This window comes from Oxalobacteraceae bacterium OTU3CAMAD1 (genome assembly GCA_024123915.1).
Taxonomy (GTDB): Bacteria; Pseudomonadota; Gammaproteobacteria; order Burkholderiales; family Burkholderiaceae_D; genus Rugamonas.
Genome location: CP099650.1, coordinates 828490 through 843971, shown reverse-complemented (window position 1 = coordinate 843971; position 15482 = coordinate 828490). Strand labels below are relative to the sequence as shown.

General features: G+C 64.5%; 13 protein-coding genes and 1 pseudogene. 1 reads left to right on the top strand and 13 read right to left on the bottom strand.

Annotation, left to right across the window (positions count from 1 at the left end; translation table 11 throughout):
* Positions 1-48 precede the first annotated feature (48 nt).
* Positions 49-1386 (bottom strand): TldD/PmbA family protein, encoded by a 1338-nt coding sequence (locus NHH88_03615; protein USX14892.1) that lies wholly within the window; start codon positions 1384-1386, stop codon positions 49-51.
* 18 nt (positions 1387-1404) lie between these two features.
* The gene (locus tag NHH88_03610; protein ID USX14891.1) at positions 1405-3042 is read right to left on the bottom strand and encodes a TldD/PmbA family protein; all 1638 of its coding nucleotides are present in this window, start codon (positions 3040-3042) and stop codon (positions 1405-1407) included.
* 452 nt (positions 3043-3494) lie between these two features.
* On the opposite strand from NHH88_03610, the gene NHH88_03605 reads away from it, so the two are divergent.
* Entirely contained in the window at positions 3495-4316 is an 822-nt protein-coding gene (locus NHH88_03605) for a methyltransferase (GenBank protein ID USX14890.1), read from the top strand.
* Positions 4317-4330: 14 nt separating this feature from the next.
* Here NHH88_03605 and NHH88_03600 read toward each other — a convergent pair whose 3' ends face one another.
* From NHH88_03600 to NHH88_03550, 11 genes and pseudogenes are all read right to left on the bottom strand, one after another.
* Positions 4331-5815, bottom strand: a complete 1485-nt coding sequence (locus NHH88_03600; GenBank protein ID USX14889.1) for a methyl-accepting chemotaxis protein — start codon at positions 5813-5815, stop codon at positions 4331-4333.
* A 44-nt stretch (positions 5816-5859) separates the two neighbouring features.
* Complete coding sequence (locus tag NHH88_03595; GenBank protein ID USX14888.1) at positions 5860-6357, bottom strand: chemotaxis protein CheW; 498 nt, start codon at positions 6355-6357, stop codon at positions 5860-5862.
* 12 nt (positions 6358-6369) lie between these two features.
* Entirely contained in the window at positions 6370-8058 is a 1689-nt protein-coding gene (locus tag NHH88_03590) for a methyl-accepting chemotaxis protein (GenBank protein USX14887.1), read from the bottom strand.
* 37 nt (positions 8059-8095) lie between these two features.
* The gene (locus tag NHH88_03585; GenBank protein USX14886.1) at positions 8096-9169 is read right to left on the bottom strand and encodes a chemotaxis response regulator protein-glutamate methylesterase; all 1074 of its coding nucleotides are present in this window, start codon (positions 9167-9169) and stop codon (positions 8096-8098) included.
* Positions 9166-9672 (bottom strand): chemotaxis protein CheD, encoded by a 507-nt coding sequence (locus tag NHH88_03580; GenBank protein USX14885.1) that lies wholly within the window; start codon positions 9670-9672, stop codon positions 9166-9168. Before NHH88_03580 ends, NHH88_03585 begins: the two co-directional genes overlap by 4 nt.
* Positions 9673-9679: 7 nt before the next feature.
* Positions 9680-10486 carry a protein-glutamate O-methyltransferase CheR gene (locus NHH88_03575; GenBank protein USX14884.1) on the bottom strand — a complete coding sequence of 269 codons (807 nt, stop codon included), beginning with the start codon at positions 10484-10486 and terminating at the stop codon, positions 9680-9682.
* Positions 10487-10514: 28 nt separating this feature from the next.
* On the bottom strand, positions 10515-11102 hold the full coding sequence (locus tag NHH88_03570) for a chemotaxis protein CheW (GenBank protein ID USX14883.1): 588 nt from the start codon (positions 11100-11102) through the stop codon (positions 10515-10517).
* 21 nt (positions 11103-11123) lie between these two features.
* The gene (locus NHH88_03565; protein USX14882.1) at positions 11124-13328 is read right to left on the bottom strand and encodes a chemotaxis protein CheA; all 2205 of its coding nucleotides are present in this window, start codon (positions 13326-13328) and stop codon (positions 11124-11126) included.
* Positions 13329-13346: 18 nt separating this feature from the next.
* Positions 13347-13664 carry an STAS domain-containing protein gene (locus tag NHH88_03560; GenBank protein ID USX14881.1) on the bottom strand — a complete coding sequence of 106 codons (318 nt, stop codon included), beginning with the start codon at positions 13662-13664 and terminating at the stop codon, positions 13347-13349.
* A complete protein-coding gene (locus NHH88_03555; protein ID USX14880.1) occupies positions 13661-14029 on the bottom strand; it encodes a response regulator in 369 nt (122 codons plus the stop codon). The genes NHH88_03560 and NHH88_03555 overlap by 4 nt, the downstream gene beginning before the upstream one ends.
* A gap of 28 nt (positions 14030-14057) precedes the next feature.
* Positions 14058-14720 (bottom strand): annotated as a pseudogene (locus tag NHH88_03550) (methyl-accepting chemotaxis protein).
* Between the last annotated feature and the right edge of the window lie 762 nt (positions 14721-15482).

Sequence of the window (15482 nt, the reverse complement as noted above, 5' to 3'; positions counted from 1 at the left end):
GGTTCCGCGCGATATACGCCGCGCTGGCGCATACCGCTTGACACGTCTTTACACCGCGTCCGACAGCGACGTGAAGTTGAAGTCTCGCACGCGCATCGCCGGGATCAGCAACTGGTAATCCGACTCGTCGCCCGACAGTATCTCCGGCTTGCCCAGTTCATCGATATTGTTCAACATCGACACCGGACTTTCGTTGAAGCGGAAGTTCTTGATCGGGTGCTTGATCTTGCCGTTCTCGATGTAGAAGGTGCCGTCGCGAGTCAGGCCGGTCAACAGCACCGACTGCGGATCGACCATGCGGATATACCAGGTCCGCGTAACCAGCACTCCCTTCTTGGTGTTGGCGATCAGCTCCTCGGTCGACTTGTTGGTGCCGGCCATGATGATGTTGCCGGGAGCGCCGATGGCGCGCTTGCCCTGCTTCTTCGCCCAGTACATCGAATAGTTCATCGCGTTGATCTTGCCGTTCTTGATGATGTCCTGGTGTTCGCGCGCCAGCATGGTGTTGTTATCCCACGGGAGCACCGCGACATTCTTGTCCCACGGGTCGGTCCAGACGTTGACCTGCTCGTCGAACAGCTTCTCGCCCATGCGGTTGCCGCCGCCCTTCTTCGACAGGAAGCTGCGGCCCTCGTCGGCCTGGCGGGCGTCGAAATCGTTGAACATATAGGCCAGGATATCGGAGGTCGCCGCCGGCTCCAGCACCACGGTGTATCGGCCCGGTTCCAGCGCCTTGGCTTCGACCGAGCGCAACGCCTTTTCGATCGCCACGTCGGAGGCTTCGCGCGCGTCGAACAAGGCGGCGTCGCCCACGCTGCGCTTGGCCCAGCCGGAGCCGCGTCCATCCTCGGTGCGCACGGTGACGGTGAAATCGACACCCGTGTCGCGCTGGAAGCCGAACACGCCGTTCGAGTTGGCGATGGCGGTGAATTTGGAGGTATCGGTGAAGAAGCCCGCTGCCACCAGCTTGTTCTTCTTGCTGTTCTCGATGCTGTACGCCGCCACCTGCGCGCGGAACTCGGGATCGATATCGGCGGTCTTCTGGAAGAAGGTCTCGCTGGCCTTGTATTGCTGCTTGGTCGGCGTCGGCATGAACTCCGGGTTTTCCGGCGCCAGGCGGGCCAGGTCCTCGGCGCGGCGCACGGCCCTCTCCAGCGATTTGTCGTCCAGCTCATTGATGGTGGCGACGCCCTGCTTCTTGCCGAAGGCGACCGACACGGCCAGCTGCGTGTCCTCGATCAAGCCGGCGGTCGACACGGCGTTGCGCGCGTAGCGGATATTTCCGGTGCGGCTGCCGCTCAGGTTCACTTCGCACTGGTCGGCCTTGGTCAGCGACAGCACCTTGTCGCAGATACGCTTGGTCTCTTCTTGACTCAAATTCTTCATATTCTCTGTTCTCCAGGCTTAGCCGATTTTGCGTGCGGTGTTGATGACGTTGATGCCGTTGAAGCGCGTGGTGCTGGAGCCGTGCGATACCACCGACGACTGCGAAGGCTGGCCCTTGCCGTCGAAGAAGGAGCCGCCCATGCGCCAATCACGCTCGTCGCACATGCCGGCGCAGGCGTTCCAGAATTCCTGGGTGTTGGACTGGTAGGCGACGTCTTCGAGCATCTGGCCGATCTTGCCGTTCTTGATTTCGTAGAACAGCTGGCCGCCGAACTGGAAGTTGTAGCGCTGCTGGTCGATCGAGAACGAGCCGTCGCCGACGATGTAGATACCCTTCTTAACGTCCTTGATCATCTCGTCGGGCGTCATCTTCTTCTTGCCCGCCTGGAGCGAGACGTTGGGCATGCGCTGGAACTGCACACTGCTCCAGTTGTCGGCGTACGAGCAGCCATGCGATTCTTTTTCGCCGATGATGTGGGCCTGGTCGCGCGTGGCCTGGTAGTTGACCAGGATGCCGTCCTTGATGATGTCCCAGCGTTTGCACTTGACGCCCTCGTCGTCGTAGCCGACGTTGGCCAGCGAGCCTGGCGTGGTCTTGTCGGCGACGATGTTGACGATGTCCGCGCCGTACTTGAACTTCTTGCTCTGCCACTTATCGAGCGTGGCGAAGCTGGTGCCGGCGAAGTTGGCTTCGTAGCCCAGCACCCGATCGAGTTCGGTCGGGTGGCCCACCGACTCGTGGATGGTCAGCCACATGTGCTCCGGCGACAGCACCAGGTCGTACTTGCCCGGTTCGACCGACTTGGCGGTGAGTTTTTGCTTGGCCTGTTTGCCGGCCGCGCGCGCATCCTCGATCAGATCGTAGGAGCCGGTGTACAAGGTGGTAACGCCGCCGGCGGCCTTGATCTTGTGCTCCGGGCGCGCGTCCAGGTATTCGTACCCCATGCCCACCGGCGCCGACAAGCCCTGGCGCGAGCGGAACTTGTTGGTCTTCTGGTCGACGGCGGTGGCGAACACCGGCATCCACAGGCGGTGCAGGTCCTGGTCGATGTAGGAGCCGTCGGTCGACGCGAAGTACTTCTGCTGGTTCACCTGGAACAGCAAGGACTGCATGAAGCTCGCGCCGCCGTCCATGCCGGCCTTGTTGGCGGCGATCAGCAGCTCGGCCTTTTCCTTGATCGGGACCGTGCGCCAGTCCTTGACGATCGGCGTCGCCCACGAGACTTCGCCCACGCCCTTGACGGGGGCCAGTTGAACGGGTTCGGTTTGCAGCTTGGCGTTGGCCTTGGCGATGGCGACCGCCTGGCGGGCGGCGGCAGCCACGCCGTCCGGCGTCATGTCGTTGGTGGCGGCGAAGCCGTAGGCGCCGCCGGCGATCACGCGCACGCCGACACCGGCCGATTCCGTGTTGACGACGTTTTCCACATTCAGGTCGCGGGTGGTGATGAACTGGTTCAGATAGCGGCCCACGCGCACGTCGCAGTACGAGGCGCCGGCCTGCGTGGCCGCCGTCATGGCGGTATCGGCCAGCATTTTCTTGAACTGCAGGGCGACCGGCGCGAGCAGCTCCTCGGCGGCGATCGCGCGACCGAAGGCGGGCAGCAGCATCGTGCCCAGGGCCAGACTACTAATATTGAGGAATGCACGTCGTTCCATCGTATCTCCAAACGTAAGGCAATGATTGTGGGCCAGCCGCCCAAGGTTCTGCTTAGCTTTTATTTGCTCTTCTAGCGAGTCCTACTCTTATAGCTCTTGCTTCTTTACGTGACACCTGAATATCCGTCGCCGTTTTCGCAGGATTACCAATAGTAGCGCCGGATTAAGGATCGGGATAGGCAAAATGTATGCCATCCACCACAGCGAAACACTGTGTTACAAGAGTGCCCCGGCGGGGCGCGAAACGCGCAAAAAGTGTCCGCCAAGTGTCCGCGAAGTGTCCGGCCGGTGTCCGCGAGTGTCCGCGTCCGGCGCGACGACGTCCAGGCGAAGGCGCGCCGCACTTCGGTGGTGCGGCCGTCGCAATTCGCTTGATCTTTTTGTATGCATGCCCGATGATCGCGCAGGGCGGGCGAGTGCGCGCCGCCAACCGAACCCTCAGGAGACTTTGCATGAAGAGATATCTCGTGGCCGCCCTGGCCACCACCACGCTGTTCGCTGCAAGCGGCGCGATCGCCGCCACCGAAGCCACCGACGCCAAGCTGAAGGCCGCCATCGCCGCCAGCACCCGCACCCCTGCCAACGTGCAGCGCGACGCCTATCGCCACCCTTACGAGACGCTGTCGTTCTTCGGCATTCGCCCGAACATGACGGTGGTCGAACTGGCGCCGGGCGGCGGCTGGTACACGGAGATCCTGGCGCCCTACCTGCGTGACAGCGGAAAGCTGATCGCCGCCGGCAACGACCTGGCCGCGCCGGACGAGCGCGAACGCAAAAGCGCCGAGCGCTTCATGGCGCGCCTGAACGCCAACCCGGTGTACAGCAAGGTCGCGCTGGGCGTGTTCGCGCCGCCGCGCAAATACGAATTCGCGCCGGCCGGCAGCGTCGACATGGTGCTCACCTTCCGTAATATCCACAACTGGATACCGGCAGGTCCGGAGAATATGAAAACGCTGTTCGCCAGCGTCTATACCAGCCTGAAACCGGGCGGCGTGTTCGGCGTGGTGGAGCATCGCCTGCCGGCCAACAAGACCCAGGACGAAACGGCCAGCAGCGGCTATATGCACGAGAAGTATGTGATCGGCCTGGCCGAAGCGGCGGGCTTCAAGCTGGCGGCCAAGTCGGAAGTCAACGCCAACCCGAAAGACACCGCCGACCACAAAGGCGGCGTCTGGGCGCTGCCGCCGACCTACGGCAACAAGGACGAGAACCGGGCGAAGTATGAGGCGATCGGCGAAAGCGACCGCATGACACTGAAGTTCGTCAAGCCGTAATCATGTAGCGGGGATCAGAACCGGGTGAATTTGTGCTCGTCCGGCGATCCGTGGGCGGCCACGGAGGCAACCCGGGCCGAGCGCGCCATCGGCGCCGCCGCGCCGCCGCTCCCTTTTGAAGACGCTGCGCGGCGAGCCGGTACCCGTTCTTCGACCGCATAGCGTTTGAACACCGCCATCAATTGGCCCAGCTGCTCTGCCTGGGCGCTCATCTCCTCCGACGTCGCCGCCAGTTCCTCCGAGCTGGCCGCGTTGACCTGGGTGGTCTGGCTAAGCTGATTGACCGCGCTGTTAATCTGGCGCACGCCGGAACTCTGCTCTTCCGACGCCGCCGATATCTCCTGCACCAGGTCCGACGTCTTGCGGATATTGGGCACCAGCGCATCGAACATCACGCCGGCCTGCTCGGCCAGATCGACACTGTCGGCCGCCACCTTGCTGATCTCCTGCGCCGCCACCTGGCTGCGCTCGGCCAGCTTGCGCACCTCGGCCGCCACCACCGCGAAGCCCTTGCCGTGTTCGTGCGCGCGCGCCGCCTCGATGGCCGCGTTCAGCGCCAGCAGATTGGTTTGATAGGCGATATCGTCGATGATGCTGATCTTGCTGGCGATTTGACGCATCGCCGCCGCCGTCGCCTTCACCACCTCGCCGCCGCGCGTCGCGTCCACGGCGGCCTGGGTGGCGATGCCGTCGGTGACCTTGGCGTTCTCCGTGTTCTGCGCGATCGAGGCCGTCATCTGCTCGATCGATGCGCTGGTTTCCTCGACGCCGGCAGCCTGCTCGCTGGCCGCCTGCGACAGCGACTGCGCCGTCGAACTGACTTCCTGCGACGCCCCGGCAAGGCCGGCGACCACCATCTGCACCTCGCGCACGATGCCCGACAGGCTGCGCGCCAGCCATACCGCCAGCACGCAACCGAGGATGGCGATGACGATATCGACCGACAGGATCAGGCGCTTGGCCGAATCGGTCACCTCCGTCATCGCCGCCGATTCGCGGTCGGTCACGTTGTCGTTGAGCTTGAGCAGCTTGCGGAACGCGCCGGCGATGGCGGCGTCGGCGCCCTTGATGGATTTATCCATCTCCGTCGGCGTCATGCCTTTGGCCTGCATCGCCTCCAGCTCCGCCATGCTGTCGCCATAGGCCTTGACGCCGGCCGCCACTTCGCCCAGCAGCACTTGCTCTTCCTCGCTGAGCGGTCCCACGGCCTTGTAGTTGGCCATTTCCTTGTCGATGTTGGCCAGCGCCGCGCGGAACTGGGTGTTTTGCTCGCCATTGCGCAGAATGTAATTCTTGAATTGCTGGACCGCGTGGCCCTGCGAAATGACGCCTTCCAGCACCGCGTTCTTGCGCGCCAGCGTGACGCTCTCGAAACGCGCCCACTGGTCGTGCAGCGACGTCAGTTTGGCAAAGGCGATAATCCCCAGCACCACCACCAGCAGCACGATGGCGCCGAATCCGGCGTGCAGCCGGGTCTCCATTTTCATTTGTTTGAACATGATGGTTCTCCAGGGTGGTGCGTTCGTGCGGACGCGGTGCGCGGCTACACGTGATCCAGGGCGGCGGGGGCGATGGCGGCCAGGTCTCCCACGGACGCCACCCGCCGCACGTCCAGCAGCAGAACGAAGCGGCCATTGACCTTGCCTATCCCCTGCAGCATCTCGGCGCGCACCTGCGCGCCCAGGCTGGGCGCCGGCTCCACCTCCGACGGCGGGATGTCGAGCACCGCGTTGACCGCGTCGACCAGGATGCCGATCACGAAGGCGCCGGCGCCGGCGTTGCCGTCGACTTCGACAACGATGATACAGGTGCGTTTGCTCACCGCTACCGGCTCGCGCTCGAGCCGGCACGCCAGGTCGAGCACCGGCACCGCCGTGCCGCGCAGGTTGATCACGCCGCTGATACAGGGCGGCATTTGCGGTACGGGCGTCACGCCCGCGTACTCCAGTATTTCGCGCACGGCCAGGATGCCCATCGCGAACATGTCCTGGCCCAGCATAAAGCTGAGAAACTGCGGCTCGGCGCCTTGTACGTTATTCATCGTCCGCCTCGTTTAGAATTTAACGAAATGCGATTCGTCCGGATCGGCCATGTCCATCATCTGCTTGCTGCTGCCGTGGCCGGGCCGTCCACGCCCCGGCGCGGGCTTGGCCGGCCTGGCCGGCGCCCGCGCCGTGCGCAGCGGCCGCGAGGCACCGGACAATTTGAAGAAGGACATGGTCTCCTGCAGTTGCTCGGCCTGGCCGCTCATCTCCTCGGCGGTGGCGGCCAGCTGTTCGGAGGCAGAGGCGTTCTGCTGCGTGGTCTGGCTCAATTGCGTGATGGCGGAATTGATCTGGCCCACGCCCGCCGACTGCTCCTCCGACGCCGCCGTGATCTCCTGCACCAGGTTGGAGGTGCGGCGAATGTTCGGCACCATTTCATCGAGCAGGTTGCCGGCCTTCTCCGCCAGTTGCACGCTGCTGCTTGCCACCTGCTCGATTTCCTGCGCCGCGATCTGGCTGCGTTCGGCCAGCTTGCGCACCTCGGCCGCCACCACCGCGAAGCCTTTGCCATGCTCGCCGGCGCGCGCGGCCTCGATCGCCGCGTTCAACGCCAGCAGGTTGGTTTGATAGGCGATATCGTCGATGATGCTGATCTTCTTGGCGATCTGCTGCATCGCCGCCACCGTCGACTTGACCGCGTCGCCGCCCTCCACCGCTTCGATCGCCGCCTTGCTGGCGATACCATCGGTAACCTTGGCGTTCTCGGTGTTCTGCGAAATCGACGCCGTCATCTGCTCGACCGAGGCACTGGTCTCCTCGGTGCCTGCGGCCTGCTCGCTGGCCGCCTGCGACAGCGACTGGGCGGTCGCGCTGACCTCCTCGGAAGCGCTGGCCAGCGACTCGGCGCCGTTGTTCACGTCCTGCACCACCTGCGAGAGCTTGTCGATCATGCCCTTCATCGCCGCCAGCAGGCTGGTGGTGTCGCCCGCCTTGACATGCACGTCGGCACTGAGGTCGCCGTCGGCCACCTTGCGCACGATCTCCGCCGCGTAGCCTGGATCGCCGCCAAGCTGGCGCATGATGCCGTTCAGGATGATCAATCCTATCGCCGCCAGCAACGCCAACGCCACGCCGCCGCTGATGTACATGCTGCTCATTGCGCCGGCGGAAGCGGCATCGGCGTGTTTGACGTCGTTCTCGCCGTACTGGACGTTCAGCGCCACCAGTTTGTTCAGGCTCTCCTCGGCGGCGGTGAAGGCCGGCCGGTTTTCCTGCAGCGTTTTATGCAGGAGCGCGAACAATTCCTTGCGCTTGCCCGGCTCCGCGCGGGCGATCTGCGCCGCGATATCGGTGATCGTCATGTCGCGCGTCTTCCACACATCCCACTGCTTGACGAAGGTCTTCCACACATCCGCCTCCTCGGACTCCTGTGGCAAGGCTTCGTACTCCTTCCAGGCCGCATCGACCGTGCGCCAGACATCCTGCTTGCGTTTGACTTCGCCAGCGATATCGTTGGCGTCATCGGGGAACATGCCCATCGCGTCGATGAAGCGGCTCGACGAGCGCAGCGCGGTCTGGGCCTCGTTAATCACCATCAAGGCCCGTATCGAAGGCATGCGGTTCTTGCCCAGCTCATTGAGCATGGCGCCTTGCGCCCGCAGGCCGGTGAAGGCGATGAGCACGACAACCACAAGCGCCAATAGGGACACCGCCAGCAATGCCAGGATCTTGGTCCTGACCGTCAAGGTTGAAAGCATGATGATTTCCTTCCGTGTAATGCGGATAAAAAGCGATTTATAGGGACAGTTGCTGCAGGATTTCGCGATAGATCGCATTGAGTGCTACTGTTTTTTCGACGCCGCCACGCTTGACGGCTTCCTTCGGCATGCCGTAGACCACGCAGCTGGCCTCGTCCTGCGCCACGGTGCGCGCGCCGGCCTTGAGCATCTCCAGCATGCCGGCGGCGCCGTCGTCGCCCATGCCGGTCATGATCACGCCCAGCGCGTTGGCGCCCGCCGCCCGCGCGGCGGAGCGGAACAGCACATCGACCGACGGCCGGTGGCGGTTGACCAGCGGGCCGTCGACCACTTCGACAAAGTACTGGGCGCCGGTGCGGCGCAACAGCATATGTTTTCCGCCAGGCGCGATCAGCACCTGGCCCTGGAGCACGCGGTCGTTGTTGGCCGCCTCCTTGACGCGCACCTCGCACACGCTGTCGAGGCGTGCCGCGAAGGCGGCGGTGAATTTTTCCGGCATGTGCTGCACCACCACGATGCCGGGGCAGACGCGCGGCAGCGATGTCAGCACCTCTTCCAGCGCCTGCGTGCCGCCGGTGGAGGTGCCGATCGCCACCACGCGCTCGGTGGTGGCGGTCATCGGCCTAGCGTCGGCCGGCGGCAGCACGGCGTCCGCATTGAGCTTGGCGGCGACCGGCGGCGCCGGCGCCCGGCCCACCAGCTTGCCCACGCGCGCGCCGGACGCCGCCCGCACCGCCGACACCAGTTCGTCGGCGCTATCGTGCAGGAACTGCTTGAGGTCCAGGCGCGGCTTGGTGATGATGGTGACCGCGCCGGCGCCCAGCGCCTCGACCGACGTCTGCGCGCCCTTCTCCGTCAACGTCGAACAGATCACCACCGGCGTCGGACGCTCGGCCATGATCTTGCGCAGGAAGGTGATGCCGTCCATTTTTGGCATTTCGACATCGAGCACGATCACGTCCGGCCACTGCACCTTCATGCGTTCCATCGCCAGCAGCGGATTGGCCACGGCGTAGGTGACGGTGATGCCCGGCGAGGCGTTGAGCAGGCCACTGAGGACCTGCCGCACCACGGCCGAATCGTCGACGATCATGACGTTGATTGTACTCATGCGTTTTCCCTGGTGCGGGCAGCTTTCGGTTCCGGCGGAACCTGGCGGCTGAGTACATCGCCGCTGCGGATGGTGAAGATCAATTGGCGGTGTCCTTCGCCGAACAGGCTTTCGGACACGACGTGGATGCCGTTCTTGTGCAGCATTTCGCGCGCGAAGTCGCCGTTCTGCAAACCGATGTCGCGCGCCTTGGGATTACGGGGAAACATGGCGCCGCCGCCGAAGATCTTGGCCTGGCATTGGCCGGGCGCCACGTCGTGGCGCGCCAAGCCGTCGAGCAGCAGGCGCATGGCGTCGTCGCCGTACATGCCCGGCTTGTCGTGGGATTTGCGATGGCCGGTGCCCGGCAAGAGAAAGTGCGACATGGCGCCGATGCGGCGCGACGGATGCCACAGCGTGACGGAGACGCAGGACCCCAGCAGCGTGCGCACGCGATAGCGCTCGTCGCCGATGAAATAATCGCCGGGCATGAGAAAGACATCAATGAGTTTCGAATCAGGCATCGCGCCGCTATGCTTTCCTGTAGATCGATGGCGCCACGACCGACAAGGTGTCGTTGATGTCGTTCAGGGTCTCGGAGTGGCCGATCAGGAAATAGCCGCCGGGACGAAGCTGGGCCAGCAAGCGGGCCACCACCTGGCGCTTGGTCTCCAGGTTAAAGTAGATCATCACGTTGCGCAGGAAGATCACGTCGAAGCAGCCGACCTTGGGCAGCGGCGCGTTCAGGTTCACCTGCTGGAACTGGACCCGCTGGCGCAATGAGCGCTCGATCAGCATGGTGCCGGCCTCGCTGCCCTGGCCCTTGAGGCAAAAGCGCTTCAGGTAATCCTGCGGCATCTGGCTGGCGCGCTCCATTGGATAGTGGCCGCTGCGGGCGCGCTGCAGCACCCGCGTGCTGATGTCGGTGCCCAGCACTTCCCAGGCGGCGTCGCCCAGCACGTCGGCCAGCACCATGGCGATGCTATAGACCTCCTCGCCGCTGGAACTGGCGGCGCTCCACACGCGCATCGTCTGCCGCTTCTCGCGCGCCTCCAGGGCCAGATCCCGCAGCAGCTGGAAGTGCTTGGGTTCGCGGAAAAAATAAGTTTCGTTGGTGGTCAGCAGATCGACCGCCATCTGCAGTTCGGCGGGGTCCGAACGGCTTTCGAGCAGGCGCAGATAGTCGCTGTAGCTATCGAGCTGGTAATGCGCCAGGCGCTTGGCCAGGCGGCCGCTGACCAGCGCCTGCTTGCCGTTGGACATAGTGATCCCGGCGGCGTCGTAGATGAAGCGCTGGAACTGCGTGAACTCACGATCGGAAATGGCTACCAAAGGCATGATGCGTCACATTCAAAATCTGGAAAAATCAGGACAGCAGCGGAGGCGCCGCTGCGTCGTTGGCACCCGAGCGCGCCATCTCCACCACCTCCTCGGTCGACAGCACGCGGTCGATCGCCAGCAGGATGACGAACTTGCCATTGAACTTACCGATGCCGGCGATGAAGTCGGGACGGATGCGGGTGCCGAACGAAGGCGCCGGCTCGATGTCGCCGGCGGCGATTTCCACCACCGCGTTGACGGCGTCGACCAGCATGCCCAACACCTGCTTGCCCTCGCCGCCGGCGCCTTCGACTTCGACGATGACGATGCAACTGCGCTTGGTGATGGCGCTGGGGCTGCGGCCAAAGCGCGCCGACAGGTCCATCACCGGCACCACGGCGCCGCGCAGGTTGATCACGCCGCGCACGCAGGCTGGCATCATCGGCACCGTGGCCATGCTGCCATATTCGATGATCTCCTTGATATGCAGGATGCCGACGGCGAACTGCTCCTCGCCCAGCAAGAAGGTCAGGAACTGGCTCGGTAGCGCCGCCCCGCTTTGCAGCGCGACGATCGCACTGCTGCCGTAGGTGACGATGTTGTTGGCGGCGGCGTTGGCCGACTGGTTAACCATATGCGTAGTCTCCTTGATTCACTAGGCGGCCAGGGCCACCGTGCCTTTGCCGCCGACGGCCTGCATCAGCGAGGCCACGTCCAGGATCAGCGCCACCTCGCCGCTGCCTAGGATGGTCGAGCCGCTGATGCATTTGACTTCGCTGAACATGGGGCTGAGCGGCTTGATGACGGTCTGGAATTCGCCCAGCAGGGTGTCGACCACCAGGCCGGCGCGGGTGGTGCCCAGCTTGAGCACCACGATGCTCTCGCGCCGCGTGGCGGCGCCGTCGATGCGGAACAGCGATCGCAGACGGATGAACGGCAGCACCTGGCCGCGCAGATTGCAGTAATCCTGCCCCGGCTCGGTGGCGAACTCGATGCACTCCTCGATCATGTCGAGCGGGATGACGAACACCGAGCCGCCCACCTGCACCAGGAAGCCGTCGATGATGGCCAAAGTCAGCGGCAGGCGCACGGTGACGGTGGTGCCGGCGCCCTCCCTGCTGCTGACGTCCACGCTGCCGCGCAGCGCGGTGATATTGCGCTTGACGACATCCATGCCGACGCCGCGTCCGGACAGGTTGGTGACCTTCTCCGCCGTCGAGAACCCGGCCTCGAAGATCAGGTTATAGATTTCGCTGTCGCTCAGTTTGCGCTCCGGATCGACCAGCCCGCGCTCGACCGCCTTGGCCAGGATCTTCTCCTTGCGAAGGCCGCCGCCGTCATCGCTCACCTCGATGACGATGCTGCCCGATTCGTGGAAGGCATTCAGTTTGATCATGCCCTTGGCCGGCTTGCCGTTGGCGACGCGCACGTCGGCCGGCTCGATGCCGTGGTCCATGGCGTTGCGCACCAGGTGCATCAGCGGATCGCCGATCTTCTCCACCACCGTCTTGTCCAGTTCCGAATCCTCGCCGTCGACCATCAGGCCGATGTCCTTGCCCAACTCGCGCGCGACGTCGTGCACCACGCGCTGGAAGCGGTTGAAGGTGGCGCCGATCTTGACCATGCGCAGTTCCAGCGCGGCGTCGCGCACCTCCTCCACCAGGCCCGATAAGGTCGACGTGCATTCCTGCAGGTCGGTGTTGTGGATCTGCTGGCCGATCATGCTGGCGCGCGCGCCGGCGATGATCAACTCCCCCACCAGGTCGATCAGCCGATCGAGCTTGTCGGAATCGACGCGGATCGAGCGGCTCTCCTGCGCCTTCTGCTCGACCACCTGCTTCTGCTTGGCCAGCGCCGCCTCCACCACCACCGGCGGCACGTTGCCGGCGGCGACCAGGATGCTGCCCAGGCGCGGCGGCGGTTCGTCCCCGTCACCCTTGCCCTTGGCCTCGCCGCTCGACTGCTGTTGCAGCGCGCCGGCGAGTTCGGACGCGGTCACGCTGCCGCACAGGACCAGGATCTCGCCCAGGCGCGCCGGCAGTTCCGGCAAGGCGCGGATCAAATCGACGTACTGCGACACCCTGCTGTGCGGCGGGATGATGCGGATCTCGCAGTCGTCCTGCACGAACTCGAACACGCCGACGATGGCCTCGCGGTCGGCGTTGCTGTCGAAAGCGATTTCAAAACCAAGGTAGCACAGCTCCGCGTCCATCTCCTCGGCCGCCGGCAGGGCGTCGGGCACGGTGGCGATGCCGACGATCTTGCCCAGTTTGGCCAGGTAGCGCAGGAACGCGATCGGGTCCATCCCGTTCTGCAAAACGCCGCGGCCGAAGCGCAGCGAAATGTGCCAGTAGTCGCTGTCGCCGGCCACCTTGTCGATGCGCTCGACGCCGGGTTCCGACTGCACGGTCAACGACTGCGCCGACGCGGCAGGAGTGGCGTGGGCCGGATCGGCCTCGCCATGGCCGCCCGACATGTGCCGGCGCAGCTGGTGCAGCAGCATTTCGCCCTCCGGCGCGGTGTCGGGATCGGCGTCCAGCCGGCCGGCGGCCAGCGCCTCGGTCATGCCGGACAAATAATCGCAGCACGACAGCAGCAGCACGATCATTTCATCGTTGATCACCACGCGGCCGTCGCGCACCTCGTCGAGCAGGCTTTCCACCACGTGGGTGAAGGCGACGATGTGATCGAGGCTGAACAAACCCGCCGAGCCCTTGATGGTGTGGGCGGCGCGGAAGATGGCGTTGATCGCCTCGCCCTGGTCGCCGGCGATGTCGATATTGAGCAGCGCGTTCTCCATGTCCTCCAGGAGTTCGCGGCTTTCGGTGATGAAGGTCTGTAGCGCTTCGTCCAGGTTCATGACTAACCTCTGATGAATTTAGCTGTGGATCAGCAGGGCGTCGCCGAAGAAGGCGCCCAGGTTGAGCATCTCGACAATCTCGACGACGGCGGGGCTGTGGTTCAACAGGCGCAGTTCGCGCTTGTCGGCGGCCGCCGTGTTCTTGGCCAGCATCAGCACCTGCAGGCCCGCCGTATCGAGCTCGGTGACGCCGGACAGGTCCACTTCCAGCACGGGCGACTTGCGCAGCGCCTCCAGCAGCGTCACCTTCAGATCGGCGGCGCGGTAGATCGTCAGCTCGCCGTCGATGGCAAGGCGGGTAACCCCGGCAACCCCGGCGGCGTCGTCGGAGCTCACGGCAGCACCAGCTTGGCCACGGCGCCGAGCAGCACCTCCGGCTTGAACGGCTTGACCACCCACGCCTTGGCGCCGGCGGCCTTGCCCTCCTCCTTCTTGCCCTCCTGCGATTCAGTGGTGAGCATGATCACCGGCGTGAAGCGGTAGTTCGGCAACTGCTTGAATTCCTTGACGAAGGTGATGCCGTCCATATTGGGCATGTTCACGTCGCACACCACCAGATGGATTTTCTGGCCGGTGCATTTGGACAGCGCGTCGACACCGTCGCGGCCTTCGATGACATCGTAGCCTGCGCCCTTGAGCGCGATGCCCACCACCTGGCGCAAAGACGCGGAATCGTCGACCACCATAATCGTTTTTGCCATGGTTTATCTACCCTATCTACCTAGTGGTTCAGAAAAAAGTGATCTCGTCGGCGGCGGCGGCAACCGGCGCGGCGTGCTTCGAGCCGCCATGCACCGCGTGCTCCTCGGCCATCGCGTAGGTCTTCTGCAGCTCGTGCAGCAGCGGCGCGGGGTCGAGCGGCTCGAGCACGTGGTCGGCCTCGTAGCGGCCGCGGTTCTCGCGCAGCAGCGATGGCAGCAGCTCCATGTTCTCGCGCACGTGCGCCATTACCTGGCTGACGCGGTCCTGGAACTGCAGCTGCACCAGCGCCTGTCCCACCTCGCCCTGGATGCCGATGCTCTCCTGCTTGAGCAGGTCGGACGACTGCACCAGCGCGTCGGTCATGCTGCGGAAGTCGGCCAGCACGGTGTCGATCATGCCCTCGGCCGACGACATCGAACGGTTCTCCTGCTCGCTCGACTGCTCGGCCGCCTGGCTGGCGGCGAGGATGGCGCTGCTGATCAAGCCGACCCGGTTGGAGATGTTGCGGCCCGTCTCGGCCGAGCGGCTCGACAGGTTGCGCACCTCCTGCGCCACCACCGCGAAGCCGCGTCCCGCCGGTCCCGCGCGCGCCGCCTCGATCGCGGCGTTGAGCGCCAGCAGGTTGGTCTGCGCGGCGATGCTGGCCACGCCTTCGGCCATGTCGCGCAACTCGCGCGTGAAGCGCTCCAGGTCCTTGATCTGCGCGAGCATGGCCTGCTTGGACGTCATCGCCGATTTCATCGACGTCACCACGGAGCCAAGCTGGGACTCGCTGCGCGCGAACACCTCGGTCATCGACGGCGCGCCCTTGCCGCCGTCCATGCTGGAGACGTGCAGCGCGTTGTCGAGCTTATCGACGATGCTGGAGAAGCGCCCGGCCAGGTCGGCGACGGCTTCCTCCATTTGCGTGCGGGAGTTTTCGATATGGCGGCACCAGATCGGCAGCACGGCGTCGCCGAAGCGTTCGCGCCCGTCGAGGTAATCGTCGACCATCGGCGATCCGCCGCCGGCGCCGCCGCCGGCCGCCTGGCCGAACGCGCACCATGCGGCGACGGCCAGCAGCAGTGCGGCCCACAGCACCGTGTACCAGCCCCACGCGCCCCATCCGGCGGCCATCGTTCCCACCGCGCCGGCGCCGGCGAGCGCAAACGGCATCGCGACGCTTCTGTCCAATACAAATGAGTTTGTCTTCACTGTCTTCACTAAACGCCACCCCGCTGAGGTCTCAAAAACGTCGCCGATGGGAACGCCTGAAGGTCCAACTCTATCGCACTTGAACCGCGTTTGTTCTCATAAAGTTTAAATCTGATATGCCCGTTACATCATCCTGTTGCACCGACGCAACCACGAACGGAGCCTTATGGAGACTAGCAAAACGGTACTTTCGGGTATGCCGCAGCGGGCCGTCGCCTCTCGACAATTTCTTACTTTCAATGTAGATTGGCAAGGTTG